Below are 15403 nucleotides of genomic sequence, written 5' to 3'. Positions count from 1 at the left end.
CGACTCCGCCCGACCCTAGAGCCGGCGGGGGCCGCCCGGTTCGTCCACCGTCACTATGACGGCCCCGGTTCTTCGTCGGAACGACCCAGACCGATGTGATCTATGACAGATATTTCAGTATTGCCTGACTCGATGTCATATGCGATGTTCCGCTCACAAGCCGCATGAGCGCAGCTCATGTCACCCCCGGAGAAAGGCGTTTCCATGCGTCGAATCTCAACCCTGTTAGCCCTGGCCTCCGGCGTCTGCCTGGCAATGTCCGGCTGGGCCACCGCCGCCGAGGCCGACTCCCCGGCCGCCGCCGGCCAGCAGCGCTACATCGTCCAGCTCTCCGGCGTGTCGCGGGCGCAGGTGGCGAACGAGGCACAGCAGCAGGTCACGGCGCACAAGGGCGTGCTGGTGGGCACCTACCGGTACGCCTTCAACGGCTACTCGGCCCTCTTCACCCCCGAGGAGGCCGCCAAGCTGAAGGGCGATCCCGGTGTGCTCACCGTCGAGCCCGACCACGAGGTGCACGCCTTCGCGCAGACCGTACCGAGCGGCATCAAGCGCATCTACGCCGACCAGAACATCAACCTCGACATCGACGGCACCGACGACGTCCGCGTCGACGTGGACGCGGCGGTCGTGGACACCGGCGTCGACCTCGACCACCCCGACCTGAACGTGGTGGCCAGCACCAACTGCACCAGCGGCGTCTGCTCGGGCACCGGCGACGACGACAACGGGCACGGCAGCCACGTGGCCGGCACGATCGGCGCCATCGACAACTCCGTCGGCGCGGTCGGCGTCGCCCCCGGCGCCCGCATCCACGCCGTCAAGGTGCTCAACTCGGCGGGCTCGGGCACGCTGGCCGGCATCGCCGCCGGTCTCGACTGGGTCGTGGCCAGGGCGAGCACGATCGAGGTCATCAACCTGAGCCTCGGCTGCCAGGGCTGCAGCAGCTCCGCGATCAGCAACGCGATCACGAACGCCACCAACGCGGGCATCGTCGTCGTCGTGGCCGCCGGCAACAGCTCGGCCGACGCCTCCGGCTTCTTCCCCGCCAACCACCCCGACGTCGTCACCGTCTCGGCCGTGACCGACTTCGACGGCCAGCCCGGCGGCCTGGCCGGCACGATCACCGTGCCGTGCCGCACCGACGGCGCGACCGACACCGACGACACCCTCGCCTGGTTCTCCAACTACGGCACCACGGTCGAGGTCGCCGCCCCCGGCACCTGCATCTACTCCACGTGGATGAACGGCGGCTACAACACCATCAGCGGCACCTCCATGGCCAGCCCGCACGTCGCGGGCGCCGCGGCCGTGCTGACCAGCGGCTCGAACAAGCCCACCACCCGGGCGGGGGCGCTGGCCGTACGGGACAAGCTCAAGGCCACGGGCAACCTCAACTGGACCGACGACGCCAGTGACGGGGTCAAGGAGCCGCTGCTCGACGTGCACGACGCCACGCAGTACCCGCCGACGACCGGTGGCAACCAGTCGCCGGTGGCGAGCTTCACCGAGTCGTGCGACAACACCACGCGGGCGTGCTCGTTCAACGGCTCCGGGTCCAGCGACCCCGACGGGACCATCGCCTCCTACGCGTGGACCTTCGGCGACGGCTCCACCGGCAGCGGCGCGACCGTGTCGCACACCTACGCCGCCGCGGGCACGTACACCGTGGCCCTCACCGTGACCGACAACGGCGGGGCCACGAACTCCACCAGCAAGAGCATCACGGTCGGGACCACCCCGGGGAACTGCACCGGCTACCAGACGCCGTTCTCCGGCAACCTGACCAGCGGGCAGAACGTGTACTACCCGAACAGCTCCGGCTACACGGCCGCCGCCGGGACGCACCGGGCGTGCCTCGACGGGCCCTCCGGCGTGGACTTCGACCTGTACCTGCAGAAGCAGGGCATCCTCGGCTGGACCACGGTGGCCAGCAGCGCGGGCAGCGGGCCTGACGAGTCGCTGACCTACAACGGCACGGCGGGCACCTACCGCATCCGCGTGTACGCGTACAGCGGGTCCGGCGCCTACACGGGCGGCTACACCAAGCCGTGACCGCGCGTTTCCGCGACCCCGTGCCCCGCACGGGGTCGCCCCCGCTCCCCGGCTGCCGCGGTCGCCAGGCCGGCGGCGCGCCGGGGATCGTCAGGGTGGCCGGACCGTGCCCGCCCCCGCCGTGAGCCGGGGTTCGAGCTCGGGGAAGGAGCCGTCGCCGAACAGGATCCGCGCCGCCAGCGCCCGGCCGGGACGGGTGCGCAGGACCGTCACCGCGGCCTCGGCCGCCACCGGTGACCGGATCCCCGCCAACAGCCGCCGCAGCGACAACCGGCCCCGGAACCGGGCCCGCAGCGCGGCCCCGTCGTACCGCTTCAGCACCTCTCGGTCGCCGGTACGCAGATAGTCGGCGATCACCGCCGCGGCCGGCTCGGACATCCGCAGGCAAGGGTCCAGCCCACCGGCCGTCAGGGGCGACACCGCGCCCGCCGCGTCCCCGACCAGCAGCCCGTCCGGGCACGCCAGCCGCCGCAGCACGCCCCCGACCGGGATCGGGCCTGCCCGGCGCTCGACCGGCCCGGCGGGCGCCGCGCGGCCCGGCGCGTCGGCGGCGAAGGCGTCCAGCAGATGGCGGACGCCGGCCCGCATCGCCCCCGGCTCCCCCGCGACACCCACGTGGGCGTGCCGCCCGTCGTCCACCACCCACCCGAGGTACCCCGGAGCCACCCGCGGATCCAGCACGCAGTGGAACGCCGGGACGCCCGACCCCGGCGCGACGGCATGGACGATCTCGGCGCCGACGAGGAAGCGCCGGTTGACGTCGAGACCGAGATCACGCGCCACCCGCGACCGCGCCCCGTCCGCCCCCACGACGAACCTGACCCCCACCACCTCCGCCCCCTCAGCGCCGCTCGTGCGTTCCAGTCGTACGAGGCCCGACGAGCTGCCCGTGTACCGGACGCCCAGCAGGACCCGGGCCCCGGCCGACTCCGCCGCGCGGCGGGCGTGCTCGTGGACGGCGGCCATGTCGGCCACCCGGAACTCGTCCCGGTCGCTGGTGAGCCGGATCGGCGAGCGCCGCGACGGCGGATACAGCAGGACGTCCCGGACACCGGGCCCGAGCAGGTGGCCGGGCAGGTCGAAGTCGTCGAGCGTGCGGCGTACGAAGATCCCGGTGGTCCGGACGCCGGCCGACAACGACCTGCGGCGGTCGACGACCATGACGTCCAGCCCCCGCCGGGCCAGCAGGCGGGCCGTGCTCAACCCGGCCAGCCCCGCCCCCACCACCAGAACGTCCACTGTCTGCATATTCAGGGACGTTAGGCGCGAACCCTCACCCAAGGGGCAGTCTGCACGGTACCCGTCCCCAACCTGCACACCCCCACCACACCACCGGCGGCACGTGCACTCCGAGGCCCGAAGCCGGGACCGTGCATCGCGCACGCGGGGTCGAGGGCCGTCAGCGCACCGCGCCCACGACCGCCCTGCCCTCACGGGCCGCCGCCGCGTAGAACGGCGCCGGCGCCTCCAGCCCTTCGTACGTCCCGCCCGCGTGCCCGGCGCCGAACCGCCACCCCTCCTCGGCCAGGCCCCGCGCGACCGCCGCCACCTGGGCGGGATCCAGCACGAACGGCGGCCCGTAGCCGACCTCGCACCCGGCCACGTCGTTCGCGCCGTCCGGCAGGGCCGGGCCGCCCGGCATGCCGAGCAGACCGGCCGCGGAGTCGTTCATCGTCACGCGCAGCACACCGTCCATGATCCCGGTCACGGCGCCCCCCTGCGCGGGCAGGGGGCCGGGGGTCAGGGAAGCAGGTGGAGGAGTTCGGTCTCTTCGTCGGCCGTGAGGCCGGCGCGGGTCACCCGGTGGCCGGAGTCGCGCAGCCAGGCGAGCGTGTCGCGGGCCGTGTCGGCGACCGGACGGATGCGCAGCCCGGCGGCCAGCGTGGCGGAGGTGTCCCGGGCCATGAACCCGGCGTATTCCGGCAACGGCAACCACAGCGGCAGCGAACACGGCCCGGCCCACGGCTCGACCTTGTGCCCGGTCAGGAACTCCTGGCCCGCCCAGACGAGCTCCGGCGCCACCGCCAGCCCCTCGGCGATGCCCGCCAGCAGCTCGCCCCTGGTGAAGGGCATGGAGATGCCGTCGTACGGGCCGGTCAGCCCGGCCTGGGCCGCGTCGAGCGTCCAGGCCGCGAGATCGCGTACGTCGACGAGCTGCACCAGATCGCCGGGCGAGCCGGGAGCCAGCACGCGACCGCCGCGCGCCAGCCGCTCGACCCAGTAGGTGAACCGGTCGGACTGGTCCTCGGGGCCGACGATCAGCCCGGCCCGTACGTGCAGCGCGCCGTCGCCGAGGATCTGCTCGCACGCCACCTTGGCCGGCCCGTAGTTCTCCGGATCGCTCTCGTCGGCGCCGGCGGGCAACCGGTCGTGCAGCACCTGGCTGACCCGGGTCGCGTCGGAGTAGACGCTGCACGACGAGACGAACGTGTAGTGACCGGCCCGGCCCGCCAGCTCCGTGACCGCGCGCCGCACCTGGCTGGGCAGCCGGGCGACGTCGACGACCAGGTCGAACGCCCCCTTCAGCGGCGCGAGCCCGCCGTCTTCGGCCCGGTCGACCCGGACGAACTCCACGCCGGAGGGCGGCTCGCCGGCCACGCCGCGCGCCGCGCACACCACCTCGTGCCCGCGGTCGCGGGCCTGCCGCGCGATCTCCCTGGACAGAAACCTGGTGCCGCCGAGAACAAGTGTCCGCATGCCCGCCATCCTGGCCCATCCGGCCCGTCCTGACCCCCGCCCTTCACTTCCAGCGCAACACTCCCCCGGCGGCGGGGCGTCCGCGAGGGGGGCCGATCGCCTTCAGCGGCCATGTATCCGCAGAGCGGCGGACATGCTCTCATAGGGGGTGATTCGGGGACTCAGTTCAAGTCAGGCGAGGAGACATGCCCGAACCAGGCTCCCCAGAACCCGGCAGATCCGGCGGCGGCTCCCGTGGCACGGCGCCGACCATCGAAGAGGCCGCCCGGACGATCCTGCTCGACGTGGCCCCCGAGGACGTGCGCTTCCTGCCCCTGGCCTGCGCGGACTTCTTCGGCAACCCGACCGCCCGCAGACGCGCGGTCCGCGCCACGCTGCGCGGACGCGAACGCGACCAGCCCACCGGCTTCGACGCGGGCGAGGGCATGCAGCTCGTGCTCGGCGTGGTGCTGACCCTGCTCAACGGCGTGGCCTGCGAGGTGCTGACGGGCATGACGACCGAACAGGTCGACCGGCTGCGGGCCCGGTGGCGGAAGCGCCGCCGTCGCAGGGCGCTGACCTCGGCCGTCGCCCCGCAGGGCGAGCGCACGCCGTTGCCCAGGGTCAGCGCGGTCGAGGCGGCGGCGATCGGCGCGCAGGCGGCCGAGATCGTGCTGGCGGCGGGGATGTCGAAGGAGCTGGCCCAGCGCGTGAACACGCTGCTCGCCGCGGCCCTCATCGACCCGCGGCCCTGACCGTGGGCCAGCCCGCCGGCCCCTCCCGGCAGGCGACGGCGCCGGCCGGCAGGCCCGCGGCGCCGCCTCCGCCGAGGCTGGACCCGTTCGCGCTGCCGGCGGCGACCACGGCCCGCTTCCTGCTCATGATCGTCGTCGCGGTCACCAGCGCCGTGCACCTGTACCTGGTCCTGCTCGACCGGTACGCCGCCGCCGGCACGGACCGCGGCTCACGCGCCTGCGCCCTGGCCGCGCGGTCCGGCGCGGGACGGATCCCCGACGCCGCCCTGGTCTCGGCCTACGTCGAGTGCGTCCAGCGGGATTCGGCGCGTACCGGGTGGGTGGTGATCGGCATGGTGGCCGGGCTGCTGGCGGTGGCCGTCGTGATCCACCTCCTGCACCCGCGCCTGGTCATGCTCTCCGGCCCGCGACCGCTGGCCCGGTTCGCGGTGGACGAGGGCATGGCCGCCGTCGTGCGGCGCGTCGAGGACACCGTACGGGCCCTGGCCCCCGGGACGGAGGTGTACGTCGCGACCCTGCGCGCGAGCGCGGGCGGCCGGGCCTTCGGCCGTCGTCCCCGGTACCGGATCGTCCTCGACCTCGGGCTGCTGCGCGCGGCCGACGCCGACCCCGGGCAGCTCGACACCGTCCTCGCCCATGAGGTGGCCCACCTGCGCAACAAGGACGTCGGCCTGACCACGTTCGCCTTCGCGATCTGGTGGGCGTACCTGCTGGTCGTCGCGCTGCCCCTGCTGCTGCTCGCGGCGGCCGAGCCGGGCCTGCTCACCGTCCTGCCGTGGCGGGTGGCGGCCGTGCTGGCCCTGCTGTGGTTCGCCCGCACCTCGGTGCTCAGGACCAGGGAGTACTACGCCGACCTGCGCGGCTGCGCCACCCCGGACGGGGAGCGGCTGCTCCTGGACACGCTGGGCCCGTCGCGGCCGCACGACCGGCGGCGCCGACGGGACCGCGGGCCGTGGTCCTTCCACCCGGGCGACGAGGAGCGGGCGGCCGTCATCCGCGGCGCGCCCCGGCTGTTCCGGATCGGCGTGGTGGAGTCCGCGGCCGTCGGCGCGCTGCTCGGACTGGGGTACTCGCCGTGCGTCCACCTCGTGGAGATGATCTTCAGGGCGCCCGTGGCCTCCCTGTTCAGCTTGGAGCGCCTGGCCGTCGGGGTGCTGTTCGGGGCGCTGGCCACCGGGACGGTCGCGGGCACCGTGTGGCGGGCCGGGCTGCTGGCCCTGGCCACGCACACGCGTCCGCCGTCCACGCTGCCCGCCGCGCTGGCGCTGACGGCGGGGCTGGTGACCGGTCAGGTCGTCGCGCCGCCGCTGGAGACCGCGGCCGGCTCGTGGGCCGGGATCGTGGTCAGGTCCCCCGCGATCGCGGTCGTGCTGGCGGCGCTGCTGGCCGTCCTGTTCCAGCTCATGCTCAGGTGGGCGCTCCTGTGCGCGTCGGTGTGGCTGCCGCTGGCCCGGCGGGTCCGTACGGCCGCGCTGGCCGGCTCGGCGCTGTCGGCGGTGATCTTCGGGGCGTGGCTGAGCTTCTGGTTCGACATGATCGCTTCTATGATCAACAGCGCGGCGGGCTGGGACATGCTCTGGTTCGGCCTGTACACCGCCGCTGTCAGCCCGGCGTTGCAGCTCTGCGTCGTGCTGGCCTGCACCACCGCGTCGATCGGCTGGGCGGTGCGGCGCGGCCTGCCGCCCCGGCCCCTCGCGGCCGTCTGGCGGGACGCGCCGCCGAGCCGTCTGGCGGCCCCCCGCATGCCGCTGCCGGCGGTCAACGTCACCGCGCTGGCGATCTGCCTCGTCTACGCCGGGGTGATGATCCCCTTCTACGGGTGGCTCCGCTCGGTCCTCGGCGGCATGCCGCCCAAGGGGGCCGTCCCTACGGCGGAGGCAGCCGGTCACTTCACCCCGTTGCTGATCGTGGCGGCCATCGTGGCTCTGGCCGGGGCGTTCTGCTTCGGCGTGGCGGCCGGAGGGCGGGACGGCACCGCGCCGGTCGTGGCGGGCGCCGGGGTTCTGATGTTGCTCGCCGTGTTCGGCCTCGGAGCGCTGTTCGTGGCCCATCTGGCCGGCGCGGTGTGCGGCGCCGGGCTGTTCTCGTCCTGCATGGCTTCTTTTCCGCGCGTGTTCGACCTGTCGCAGAGCGGGCCGATCATCATGGTCGGGTTCGCCGGGCTGGTCGTCACGGGCATCGCCGCAGCGTGGCTGGGCAGCGCCCTGCGCGGCGCCGCGCGGGCGCTGTCCGCCGCTGGCCCCCGGCCTTGGGGAGCGCGGCCGTGGAACGGCGTCACCGGGCGACCGGTCGGCGCCGTGTTGTCGCTCGTCCCCACCGCGCTGGGCGTGCTGCTCTTCGGCTACCTGGCCGTCAACATGGTGGCCGTCGCGGGCGAGAGGCCGGTGGCGGTCGATCGCGCGGCCGTGGCCCGCGAGCTCGGCGCGGCTCCCCGGGGCCCGCTGACGCCGGCCCTTGCCTGCTCGGCCGTCGACGCGGTCAGCTCCGGACTGCTGTTCACCGACACCTTCGACTTCTCCCGCGTCATCGCGGGCATGGCCGGGAGCGCCGGGTACGCCATGGCCGCGCGCGACCCGGCCGTCCAGGCCATGGGACGCGAGACCGCGGCCGCGCTGCTGGCCGGGGACTCCGCACGGGCGATCCGCGACCATGGCGCTCTGCGCGACCTGTGCGCGGTCACGGGCGCGTTGCCCTCCTGATCACTCCTCCTCCGCGGGCGGCAGCCGCAGGGCGATGACGGCGATGTCGTCGAGGCCGGTGCTGGGCAGGCCGCTGAGCACCTGGTCGCAGAAGCTCTCCAGCGGCTCGGCGGCGAGCGACTCCGCCACCCGGCGCAGCCGTTCGAGACCGAGGTCCAGGTGCTCGCCCGACCGTTCGATGAGCCCGTCGGTGTAGAGCAGCAGCGTGCTGCCCGGCGGCAGCGGCTCGGTCCAGGAGGGGCGGGGCTCGTCGTCGGAGAAGCCTAGCAGCGGGCTGACGGCCTCCTCCAGGAAACGTCCGCGGCCCTGGGCGGTGACCAGCAGGGGCGGCGGATGGCCGGCCACCGCGAACCGCAGCCGGTGGCCGGTGTTGCCCTTCTCCACGCGGGCGAACACGCACGTGGCCGTGACCTCGGAGAACAACGACTCCATCGCGACGTTGAGACGGGTGAGGATCTCGCCGGGCGGTTCGCAGCGGTCCATCGCCAGCGCCCGCAGCATGTTGCGCACCTGGCTCATCAGGACGGCCGCCGACAGGTCGTGCCCCGCCACGTCGCCGATGACCAGCGCCGGGACGCCGTCGGGCAGGACGAAGGAGTCGTACCAGTCGCCGCCCACCTCGGCGGCGCTGGGGCTGGCCCGGTAGCGGGCCACGATCCGCAGGCCGGGCAGGCGCGGCGGCTCGGCGAGCAGGCTGTACTGCAGGGCCAGCGCGACCTGCTGGGTGCGCTGGAAGCGGATGGCCCGGCTCAGGGCGTCGTGGGTGTGCCCGAACATGTTGCCCAGCAGCGTGATGTCGGCCCGGTTGATCGCCGGACGGTCCCCGCAGGTCACCACCCCGACCACGGCGGGCACCGCGCCGTCGACCACGACCGGCAGGACCAGCATGCTGTTGGCGCCGCTGGCGGCCAGCCACGCGCGGGTGCCGGCCGGCGCCAGGTCGGGCGGCGGGCACCCGGCGGGGAACGTCTGCAGCACGGGCCGCCGCCGGCGGACGGCCGTCACGAAGGCGTTGCCGTCGTCGAGCTGCTCCTCGCTGTGCGGCGACAGCGGCACCAGGCCGCGGCGTGCCGCGGTGACCAGCCGCTCGACGACGAACGGCGCCCCGCCGTGCCGCTCGCCGGTGAGGTCGGTGACGAGGTAGACGCTGCAGCCGTCGGCCAGCTCGGGCACGATGACGTCGGCCAGCGCGCCGAGCATCTCCTCAAGGCTGGTGAGCTGGGCCGTGGCGGCCGCGGCGCGGTCGAGCAGGCGCTGCCGCCGCTGCTCCTGCCACTGCTCCTCGATGTCGGTGCACGACCCCACCCACTCCACGACCTGGCCGTGCTCGCAGATGGGCACGGCGCGCAGCTGGAAGTGCCGGTAGGAGCCGTCGACGGTGTGCAGCCGGTAGACGTGCTCCCAGGTCTCGGTGGCCCTGTCGACCGCCCGGGCCCACGACCTGATCGTGTCCTGGCGATCGTCGGGATGGACCATCTTCAGCCAGCCCTGCCCGCGGTGCCCCTCCCACGGCTGGCCGGTGACCCGCTCCCAGCTCGGGCTGGGCTCCTTCACGTAGCCGTCGCGGGTGGTCACCCAGACGATCTGCGCGCTGACCTTCATCAGGCTCTCGTAGCGGCGCAGGATGCGGCGGCGCTCCTCGGCCAGCGCCTCGATCCGGCGGGCCGCGGTGACCTGCTCGGTCACCTCCATCACCACTTCGAGCACGCCGTAGTCGCCGGGCCCGAAGACCACGCGCGACAGGCTGGAGGTGAAGAACCGCCGCTCCACGCACTGCTGCCCGACGACGTACTCCGGCTCCGCCGTGGTGACGAACGGCTCGCCCGTGGCGTAGACCCGGTCGAACTGCGCGCGGAAGTGCACCTGGACGAACTCCGCGAACGCCTCCTCGACCGGCATCCCGGTGCGGCTGTCGGCGAACAGGGAGCGGTAGGCGGCGTTGGTGTAGACCAGGCGGTGATCGGGGCCGCGCGCGACCGCCACGCCGACCGGCGCCGGTTCCAGCACCTCGAACGCCAGCCCGCTGCCTGCGGGCTCGCCGTCAGCCCCCATCGTGACCTCCCCCGACGGCCACAGCCTCCCTCACCCCTACCCGCGCACGATCCGCCCCGAACGCGCGCCGCGGGGGCCGGTCAGCCGCCGGCGCCCGGCGGGACCAGGCCCGACTGCTCCTCCAGGTAGGCGATCGCCCCGACGCCCTCCTCGGCGAAGAACACCAGCTCGGTGAGGGGCAACGGCAGGAAGCCCTCCGCCTCCATGCGCTGGAACTGCTGCTTGAGCCCGTCGTAGAAGCCCGCGGTGTTCAGCAGCACGACCGGCTTGCTGTGCAGGCCGTGCTTGCGCAGCTCCAGGATCTCGGTGGCCTCGTCGAGCGTGCCGCTGCCGCCCACCATGACGACGAAGCCGTCGGCGCGGGACAGCAGCTGCGCCTTGCGCTCGGCCAGGTCGCGGGTGATCATCATCTCGTCGGCGCCCGGACGGGCCTTGTGCGCCAGGAACTCGACCGAGACGCCCACCAGGCGGCCGCCGACCTCCTGCACGCCGTCGGCCATGACCTTCATCAGGCCGCTGTCGGAGCCGCCCCACACCAGGGTGTGCCCGCCCTTGCCGATGAGCTCGGCGAACTCGCGGGCGGGACGGGTGTAACGCTCGTCGAGGTCGGCGGCGGAGCAGAAGACGCAGATGTTCACGCCGTAACTGTAGGCGAACCCGTCCAGGCCAGGGCACCTGGGAAGGATCTGCCCAAGATCCGTCGAGCCCGGTGCCCGTCCGTCGCGGCGGGGGTACGTCCTGGTCCATGAAGAAAGCCATCAACGTCTGCTTCGGCGTGGACGTGGACGCCGTGGCGGGCTGGATCGGCTCGTACGGCGGCCAGGACTCGCCCAACGACATCCAGCGGGGCGTGTTCGCCGCCGAGGTCGGGACCCCGAGGCTGCTGCGCCTGTTCGCCCGCGAGGGCATCAGGACGAGCTGGTTCGTCCCCGGGCATTCGGCGGAGTCGTTCCCCGACCAGATGCGGCGGATCGTCGAGGCCGGGCACGACGTCGGCGCGCACGGCTACATGCACGAGAACCCGGTCGCGATGTCCGCCCAGCAGGAGGAGGACGTCCTGGCGCGCAGCCTGGAGGTGCTGGACAGGGAGCTCGGCGTCCGGCCCCGGGGCTATGTGGCCCCGTGGTGGGAGATGTCCGCGCGGACCGTCGAGCTGCTGCTGCGCTACGGCTTCGGCTACGACCACTCGCAGTCCTACCGCGACTTCCAGCCCTTCTACGCCCGCAAGGGCGAGCGGTGGACGCACATCGACTACGAGCAGGCCGCCTCGACCTGGATGAAGCCGCTCGTGCCCGGCCAGGAGGTGGACCTGGTGGAGTTCTCGGCCAACTGGTACCTCGACGACCTGCCGCCGATGATGTTCATCAAGAGCTCGCCGAACAGCCACGGCTTCGTCAACCCGCGCGACCTCGAACAGCAGTGGCGCGACCAGTTCGACTGGGTCTACCGCGAGCTGGACTACGCGGTCTTCCCCGTCACGCTGCATCCCGACGTCAGCGGGCGTCCCCAGGTGCTGCTCATGCTGGAGCGGCTCATCGCGTACATGCGCGGGCACAAGGGGGTCACGTTCATGTCGATGGCCGAGGCCGAGATCGACTTCCGCGCCCGTTTCCCCTTCGACGGGCGGGCGCGCCCGGCCGACATGCACTGAGCCGTCCACCGAGCCGTCCACCGGGCCGTCCCCGGCCGTGGGCCGGGGACGGCTCGGCCCCCGTCTACGCCCAGGGCGGGCCGACGGCCCAGCTCACGTCCGCCGCCCAGGAGGCGGCGTTGTCGAAGGCGTGCGAGCCGCCGTTGCTCGCGAGGTAGACGGTGTTGTCGTAGTGGCGCAGGAACCGGTCGGGGAAGTTGGCGGCGGCGAACGACGTGCCCTGGCCGCTCTTGCCGGCCTGCGGGCAGAAGGTGGCGTCGGCGGCGAACAGCGCGCTGCCGTCGTCGTGCTGCCGGTAGAGCTGGTAGTTGCGGTGCCGCAGGTAGTCGCCCGGGTAGTTCCGCGACTCGAACGACACGCACGAGCCCCCGGCCAGGCCGCTGCGGACGATCCACGTGGCGTCGCTCCTGTCCAGCGACGAGCTGCCGGAACCGATCACCGACGTGACCACCTGGTCGTTCTGGTGGCGCAGGTAGCGGGTGGTGCAGCAGGCCGTGGTCGCGCGCAGCGAGACGGACGCGCCGGGGGTGAGCGTCCCGTCCGCGCCGCCGCCCGTGGTGGTGTAACCGGCGGCGACGATGTTCGCCTGCACGGCGTTCTCGGTGGCGTTCGAGGGGTAGCCCGCGGTCATCACGCCCTCGTAGAAGGTGCCCGCGGAGCCGTTGCTGTTGTCGCCGCCGATCCCGAGGATGATCGCGCCCTCCTTCTTCATGGGGTTGTAGCCGGGGGCGTTGGGACGGGGGCCGTCGTAGTAGGTGGACAGGCCGCCGGACTGGGCGTTCCCGGCGCGGATCGCCCAGTGGTTCGGCTCGCCCTTGACGACGGCGGTCAGGTAACGGTGGCTGACGCTGGGGTCGCCCGGGTTGTAGCCCGGGTTCACGCCGGAGAACAGGCCGTTCTCCAGGTCGGCCATGACCCAGGGGCCGTTGCCGGTGCCGTAGCCCCAGACCTTGATGTCGCCGAAGTAGATGGCCTCCATGGTGCCGTTGCCGTTGTCGCGGCTGTTGGTCTCGGCGTTGCCGTAGTCGAAGCAGCAGCCGCCGTTGTGGTGGGTGCCGTCGAAGACGGCGTACATGCCTTCGGGCTGGTCGCCCTTGGCGATGCCGTTGGTGACGTTGTCGCGGTAGCCGGTGCCGGGGGTGACGCGCACGCCGTACGCCTTGTGGCCGTTGACCATGGTCGGGGCCGCGGTCGCGATGGCGAGGTTGTCGTACCCGCCGGGCGCCGGGCCGGGGAAGCCGCCGGGGGGCGCCTGGGTGAGGTGGTTGCCGCGTCCTGACTGGTCGTAGAGGACGGTGATGAGGCAGGTCGTGCCGGCGCAGAACGTGTCCTGGGCGGCGGCGTCGGCGTAACCGCCCGCGGCGAGCAGGCCGACGTCGCGGGTGGCGTTGTCGGAGGAGCGGCGGACCTGGTAGAGCGGGCCGTTGTAGGCGGCGTACAGGGCGCGGGTCGTGCTGTGGGCCGCCACGCAGGGGGTGCCGCCGGCGGCGTAGATGTCGCACGACTGCTGGGCGGCGGCCCGCGCCGCCGAGGGCGCGCCGGCGAGCAGCCCGGCGACCAGCACGACGGCGGCTCCCGCCTTTTCGAGAATGCTTAATCCGGACCGGGACCTCATCAATGGACCTCCGCTTCCCCAGGAAATTCCAGGCATGAGAACGCGCACTCGCGCGCACCCCAGAAATGCCCACCCACCTGCCGCATCGCCGAATGATTCGCGGCGATGTTATCGCTAACATAATTACCGGCAAGAACCTCCGGACATACGTAAGAGACTTGACCGGCCCACTATGAATCGAAATCCGGCAACCCGTCAAGCTCTGCCCTGCCGGTTTTCAGCGGTGCCCGCTCACGCCGTTTCACACAGCCGCACCACGACGACCGCACCGCCCTTCAACCGCCCGGCGAAGGCGTCCGCCTGCATCCGGTGGGTGCCGTCGCTCCACGAAGAGCTGAGCGTGAGGGACGCCTGCTTCCATGTCGGCGACGTCATCCGGAGGAGATTCGGCCCGTCGCCGGCGTCCTGCCAGCCGCGCAGTCGCAGGCGGTCGTGCGCCAGGCGCAGGGCCTCCTCGAAGGTGGCGGCGCCGAGGTCCAGCACCACGACGTCCTCGACCTGGAGCGTGCCGCCATAGGCCAGTTCCGCCTGCTCCTGCCGTACCGTCCGGCCGATCTCCCGGACCTGGGCGAGGGCCGCCGGGTCGGCCTGGAGGCGATGGGGGAACCACTGGGTTCCGCAGGCGGTGAGGGCGGCCGACAGGCAGAGGGCCGGCAGCGCGTTCCTCGTGCGCGGACCGTTCACGGTCACCTCCCGGCGGGAGTCTAACCGGGCACGGGGAGGGGTGATCAACGCTTTCTCAACGAGGACTCAACGTCGGCGCGGCAGGGTGGCCGGGTCTTCGCGTTCACCTCACCACGGAGCTGGGATGACCACTGTCACGTCACGGGACGACCTCGAACTGGAATCGGCGTACGAGGCTCCGCGCACCGACATCGAACGGCGGCTGGCCGGCCTGTGGTCGGCCAAGCTGGGCGTCGCGCCCGTCGGCATCGAGGACGACTTCTTCGAGCTGGGCGGCGACTCCCTGCTGGCGGCCGACGTGCAGTTCGCGATCGACCGGGAGTTCGGCTTCGAGGTGCCCGCCTGGACGCTTTTCCTGTCGCCGACGATCGCCGAGCTGGCCGAAGTGATCGGCTCGCCGGCCCCGCTCGACCATGCGTGACCTCGCCGACCCCGCCCTGTTCGAGGCGGGCGGCCAGCACGAGACCTGGCGGTGGTTGCGCGAGAACGACCCGGTCCACCGGCACGACCGGGGCTTCTGGTCGGTCACCCGGTACGCCGACGTGGACCGCGTCCTGCGCGACCACACGTGCTTCACCAGCGAGCGCGGCACCCTGCTCAACCTGCTGGGCCGCGCCGACCCGGCCGCCGGGCGGCAGCTCGCCGCCACCGACCCGCCCGACCACGACCGGATGCGCGCCCCGCTGCAGAAGGTCATGGGCATGCGCTCGGCCGCGGCCTACGAGCCGTCCGTCATCGCGGCGATCACCGCCCTGCTCGCCCCCGGCCTGGACGGGCCGGAATTCGACCTGGCCGCCGCCGTACGGGGGCTGCCGCTGGCCCTGGTCGGGCCGCTGCTGGAGCTGACCCGCGACGACCGTCCGCGCCTGCTGACGCTGGTCATGGCGGCCAGCGCCGAGGAGGACCCCGACTACCAGCTCGCCGGCGACGCGTCCGGGACGCTGCGCCGGGCGCACCGCGAGCTGTTCGCCTACTTCCTGCACCTGGTGCGCGAGCGCGCCCGCAAGCCGGGCGACGACCTGATCAGCCTGATGGTGTCGCAGGACGGCGGCCGGATGGACCCCGGCACGGCCGTCTCCAACTGCTACGGCCTGCTGCTCGGGGCGAGCGTCACCCTGCCGAACGTGGCCAGCTCGACGGTGTTCGAGCTGGCCCGGGGCGGCGGCTACCGCGCCTGGGCCGGCCGTCCGGACCTGCTGCGCGGCGGGGTCGAGGAGGC

The 15403-nt window shown here is 73.1% G+C and carries 12 protein-coding genes; 5 read left to right on the top strand and 7 right to left on the bottom strand.

What is annotated here, in order from left to right; translation table 11 throughout:
* Positions 1-204 precede the first annotated feature (204 nt).
* Positions 205-2052 (top strand): S8 family serine peptidase, encoded by a 1848-nt coding sequence (locus ABT158_RS16245; protein ID WP_352353866.1) that lies wholly within the window; start codon positions 205-207, stop codon positions 2050-2052.
* Positions 2053-2142: 90 nt separating this feature from the next.
* On the opposite strand, the gene ABT158_RS16240 is transcribed toward ABT158_RS16245, so the two are convergent.
* The 3 genes from ABT158_RS16240 to ABT158_RS16230 all read right to left on the bottom strand — a co-directional run bounded on the left by ABT158_RS16240 (position 2143) and on the right by ABT158_RS16230 (position 4749).
* Positions 2143-3300, bottom strand: a complete 1158-nt coding sequence (locus ABT158_RS16240; protein WP_352353864.1) for an FAD-dependent oxidoreductase — start codon at positions 3298-3300, stop codon at positions 2143-2145.
* 151 nt (positions 3301-3451) lie between these two features.
* Positions 3452-3760: a hypothetical protein gene (locus tag ABT158_RS16235; protein WP_352353862.1), complete on the bottom strand. Its 309-nt coding sequence runs from the start codon at positions 3758-3760 to the stop codon at positions 3452-3454.
* Between the two features lie 32 nt (positions 3761-3792).
* Entirely contained in the window at positions 3793-4749 is a 957-nt protein-coding gene (locus ABT158_RS16230; RefSeq protein WP_352353860.1) for a Rossmann-fold NAD(P)-binding domain-containing protein, read from the bottom strand.
* A 185-nt stretch (positions 4750-4934) separates the two neighbouring features.
* On the opposite strand from ABT158_RS16230, the gene ABT158_RS16225 reads away from it, so the two are divergent.
* Positions 4935-5483, top strand: a complete 549-nt coding sequence (locus ABT158_RS16225) for a hypothetical protein (protein ID WP_352353858.1) — start codon at positions 4935-4937, stop codon at positions 5481-5483.
* Positions 5484-5485: 2 nt separating this feature from the next.
* Complete coding sequence (locus ABT158_RS16220) at positions 5486-8182, top strand: M48 family metalloprotease (RefSeq protein WP_352353856.1); 2697 nt, start codon at positions 5486-5488, stop codon at positions 8180-8182.
* On the opposite strand, the gene ABT158_RS16215 is transcribed toward ABT158_RS16220, so the two are convergent.
* Positions 8183-10234 (bottom strand): SpoIIE family protein phosphatase, encoded by a 2052-nt coding sequence (locus ABT158_RS16215; RefSeq protein ID WP_352353854.1) that lies wholly within the window; start codon positions 10232-10234, stop codon positions 8183-8185.
* A gap of 80 nt (positions 10235-10314) precedes the next feature.
* Positions 10315-10872 (bottom strand): LOG family protein, encoded by a 558-nt coding sequence (locus tag ABT158_RS16210; protein WP_352353852.1) that lies wholly within the window; start codon positions 10870-10872, stop codon positions 10315-10317.
* Positions 10873-10979: 107 nt separating this feature from the next.
* Between ABT158_RS16210 and ABT158_RS16205 the strand changes: the two genes are divergently transcribed.
* On the top strand, positions 10980-11885 hold the full coding sequence (locus ABT158_RS16205) for a polysaccharide deacetylase family protein (RefSeq protein WP_352353850.1): 906 nt from the start codon (positions 10980-10982) through the stop codon (positions 11883-11885).
* Positions 11886-11949: 64 nt separating this feature from the next.
* On the opposite strand, the gene ABT158_RS16200 is transcribed toward ABT158_RS16205, so the two are convergent.
* Positions 11950-13500 (bottom strand): alpha-L-arabinofuranosidase B, encoded by a 1551-nt coding sequence (locus ABT158_RS16200; RefSeq protein ID WP_352353848.1) that lies wholly within the window; start codon positions 13498-13500, stop codon positions 11950-11952.
* Between the two features lie 231 nt (positions 13501-13731).
* Positions 13732-14184: a hypothetical protein gene (locus ABT158_RS16195; protein WP_352353846.1), complete on the bottom strand. Its 453-nt coding sequence runs from the start codon at positions 14182-14184 to the stop codon at positions 13732-13734.
* Positions 14185-14308: 124 nt separating this feature from the next.
* Between ABT158_RS16195 and ABT158_RS16190 the strand changes: the two genes are divergently transcribed.
* The gene (locus ABT158_RS16190; protein WP_352353844.1) at positions 14309-14605 is read left to right on the top strand and encodes a phosphopantetheine-binding protein; all 297 of its coding nucleotides are present in this window, start codon (positions 14309-14311) and stop codon (positions 14603-14605) included.
* Positions 14606-15403 lie beyond the last annotated feature (798 nt).

This window comes from Nonomuraea sp. NPDC001636 (genome assembly GCF_040298265.1).
GTDB lineage: Bacteria > Actinomycetota > Actinomycetes > Streptosporangiales > Streptosporangiaceae > Nonomuraea.
This window is presented reverse-complemented; position numbering and strand designations above follow the sequence as displayed.

Coding starts and splice junctions, on each gene's coding strand:
- ABT158_RS16230 (WP_352353860.1), bottom strand. CDS start 4,749: ATGCGGACACTTGTTCTCGGCGGCACCAGGTTTCTGTCCAGGGAGATC.
- ABT158_RS16215 (WP_352353854.1), bottom strand. CDS start 10,234: ATGGGGGCTGACGGCGAGCCCGCAGGCAGCGGGCTGGCGTTCGAGGTG.
- ABT158_RS16200 (WP_352353848.1), bottom strand. CDS start 13,500: ATGAGGTCCCGGTCCGGATTAAGCATTCTCGAAAAGGCGGGAGCCGCC.
- ABT158_RS16245 (WP_352353866.1), top strand. CDS start 205: ATGCGTCGAATCTCAACCCTGTTAGCCCTGGCCTCCGGCGTCTGCCTG.
- ABT158_RS16190 (WP_352353844.1), top strand. CDS start 14,309: ATGACCACTGTCACGTCACGGGACGACCTCGAACTGGAATCGGCGTAC.
- ABT158_RS16205 (WP_352353850.1), top strand. CDS start 10,980: ATGAAGAAAGCCATCAACGTCTGCTTCGGCGTGGACGTGGACGCCGTG.
- ABT158_RS16225 (WP_352353858.1), top strand. CDS start 4,935: ATGCCCGAACCAGGCTCCCCAGAACCCGGCAGATCCGGCGGCGGCTCC.
- ABT158_RS16240 (WP_352353864.1), bottom strand. CDS start 3,300: ATGCAGACAGTGGACGTTCTGGTGGTGGGGGCGGGGCTGGCCGGGTTG.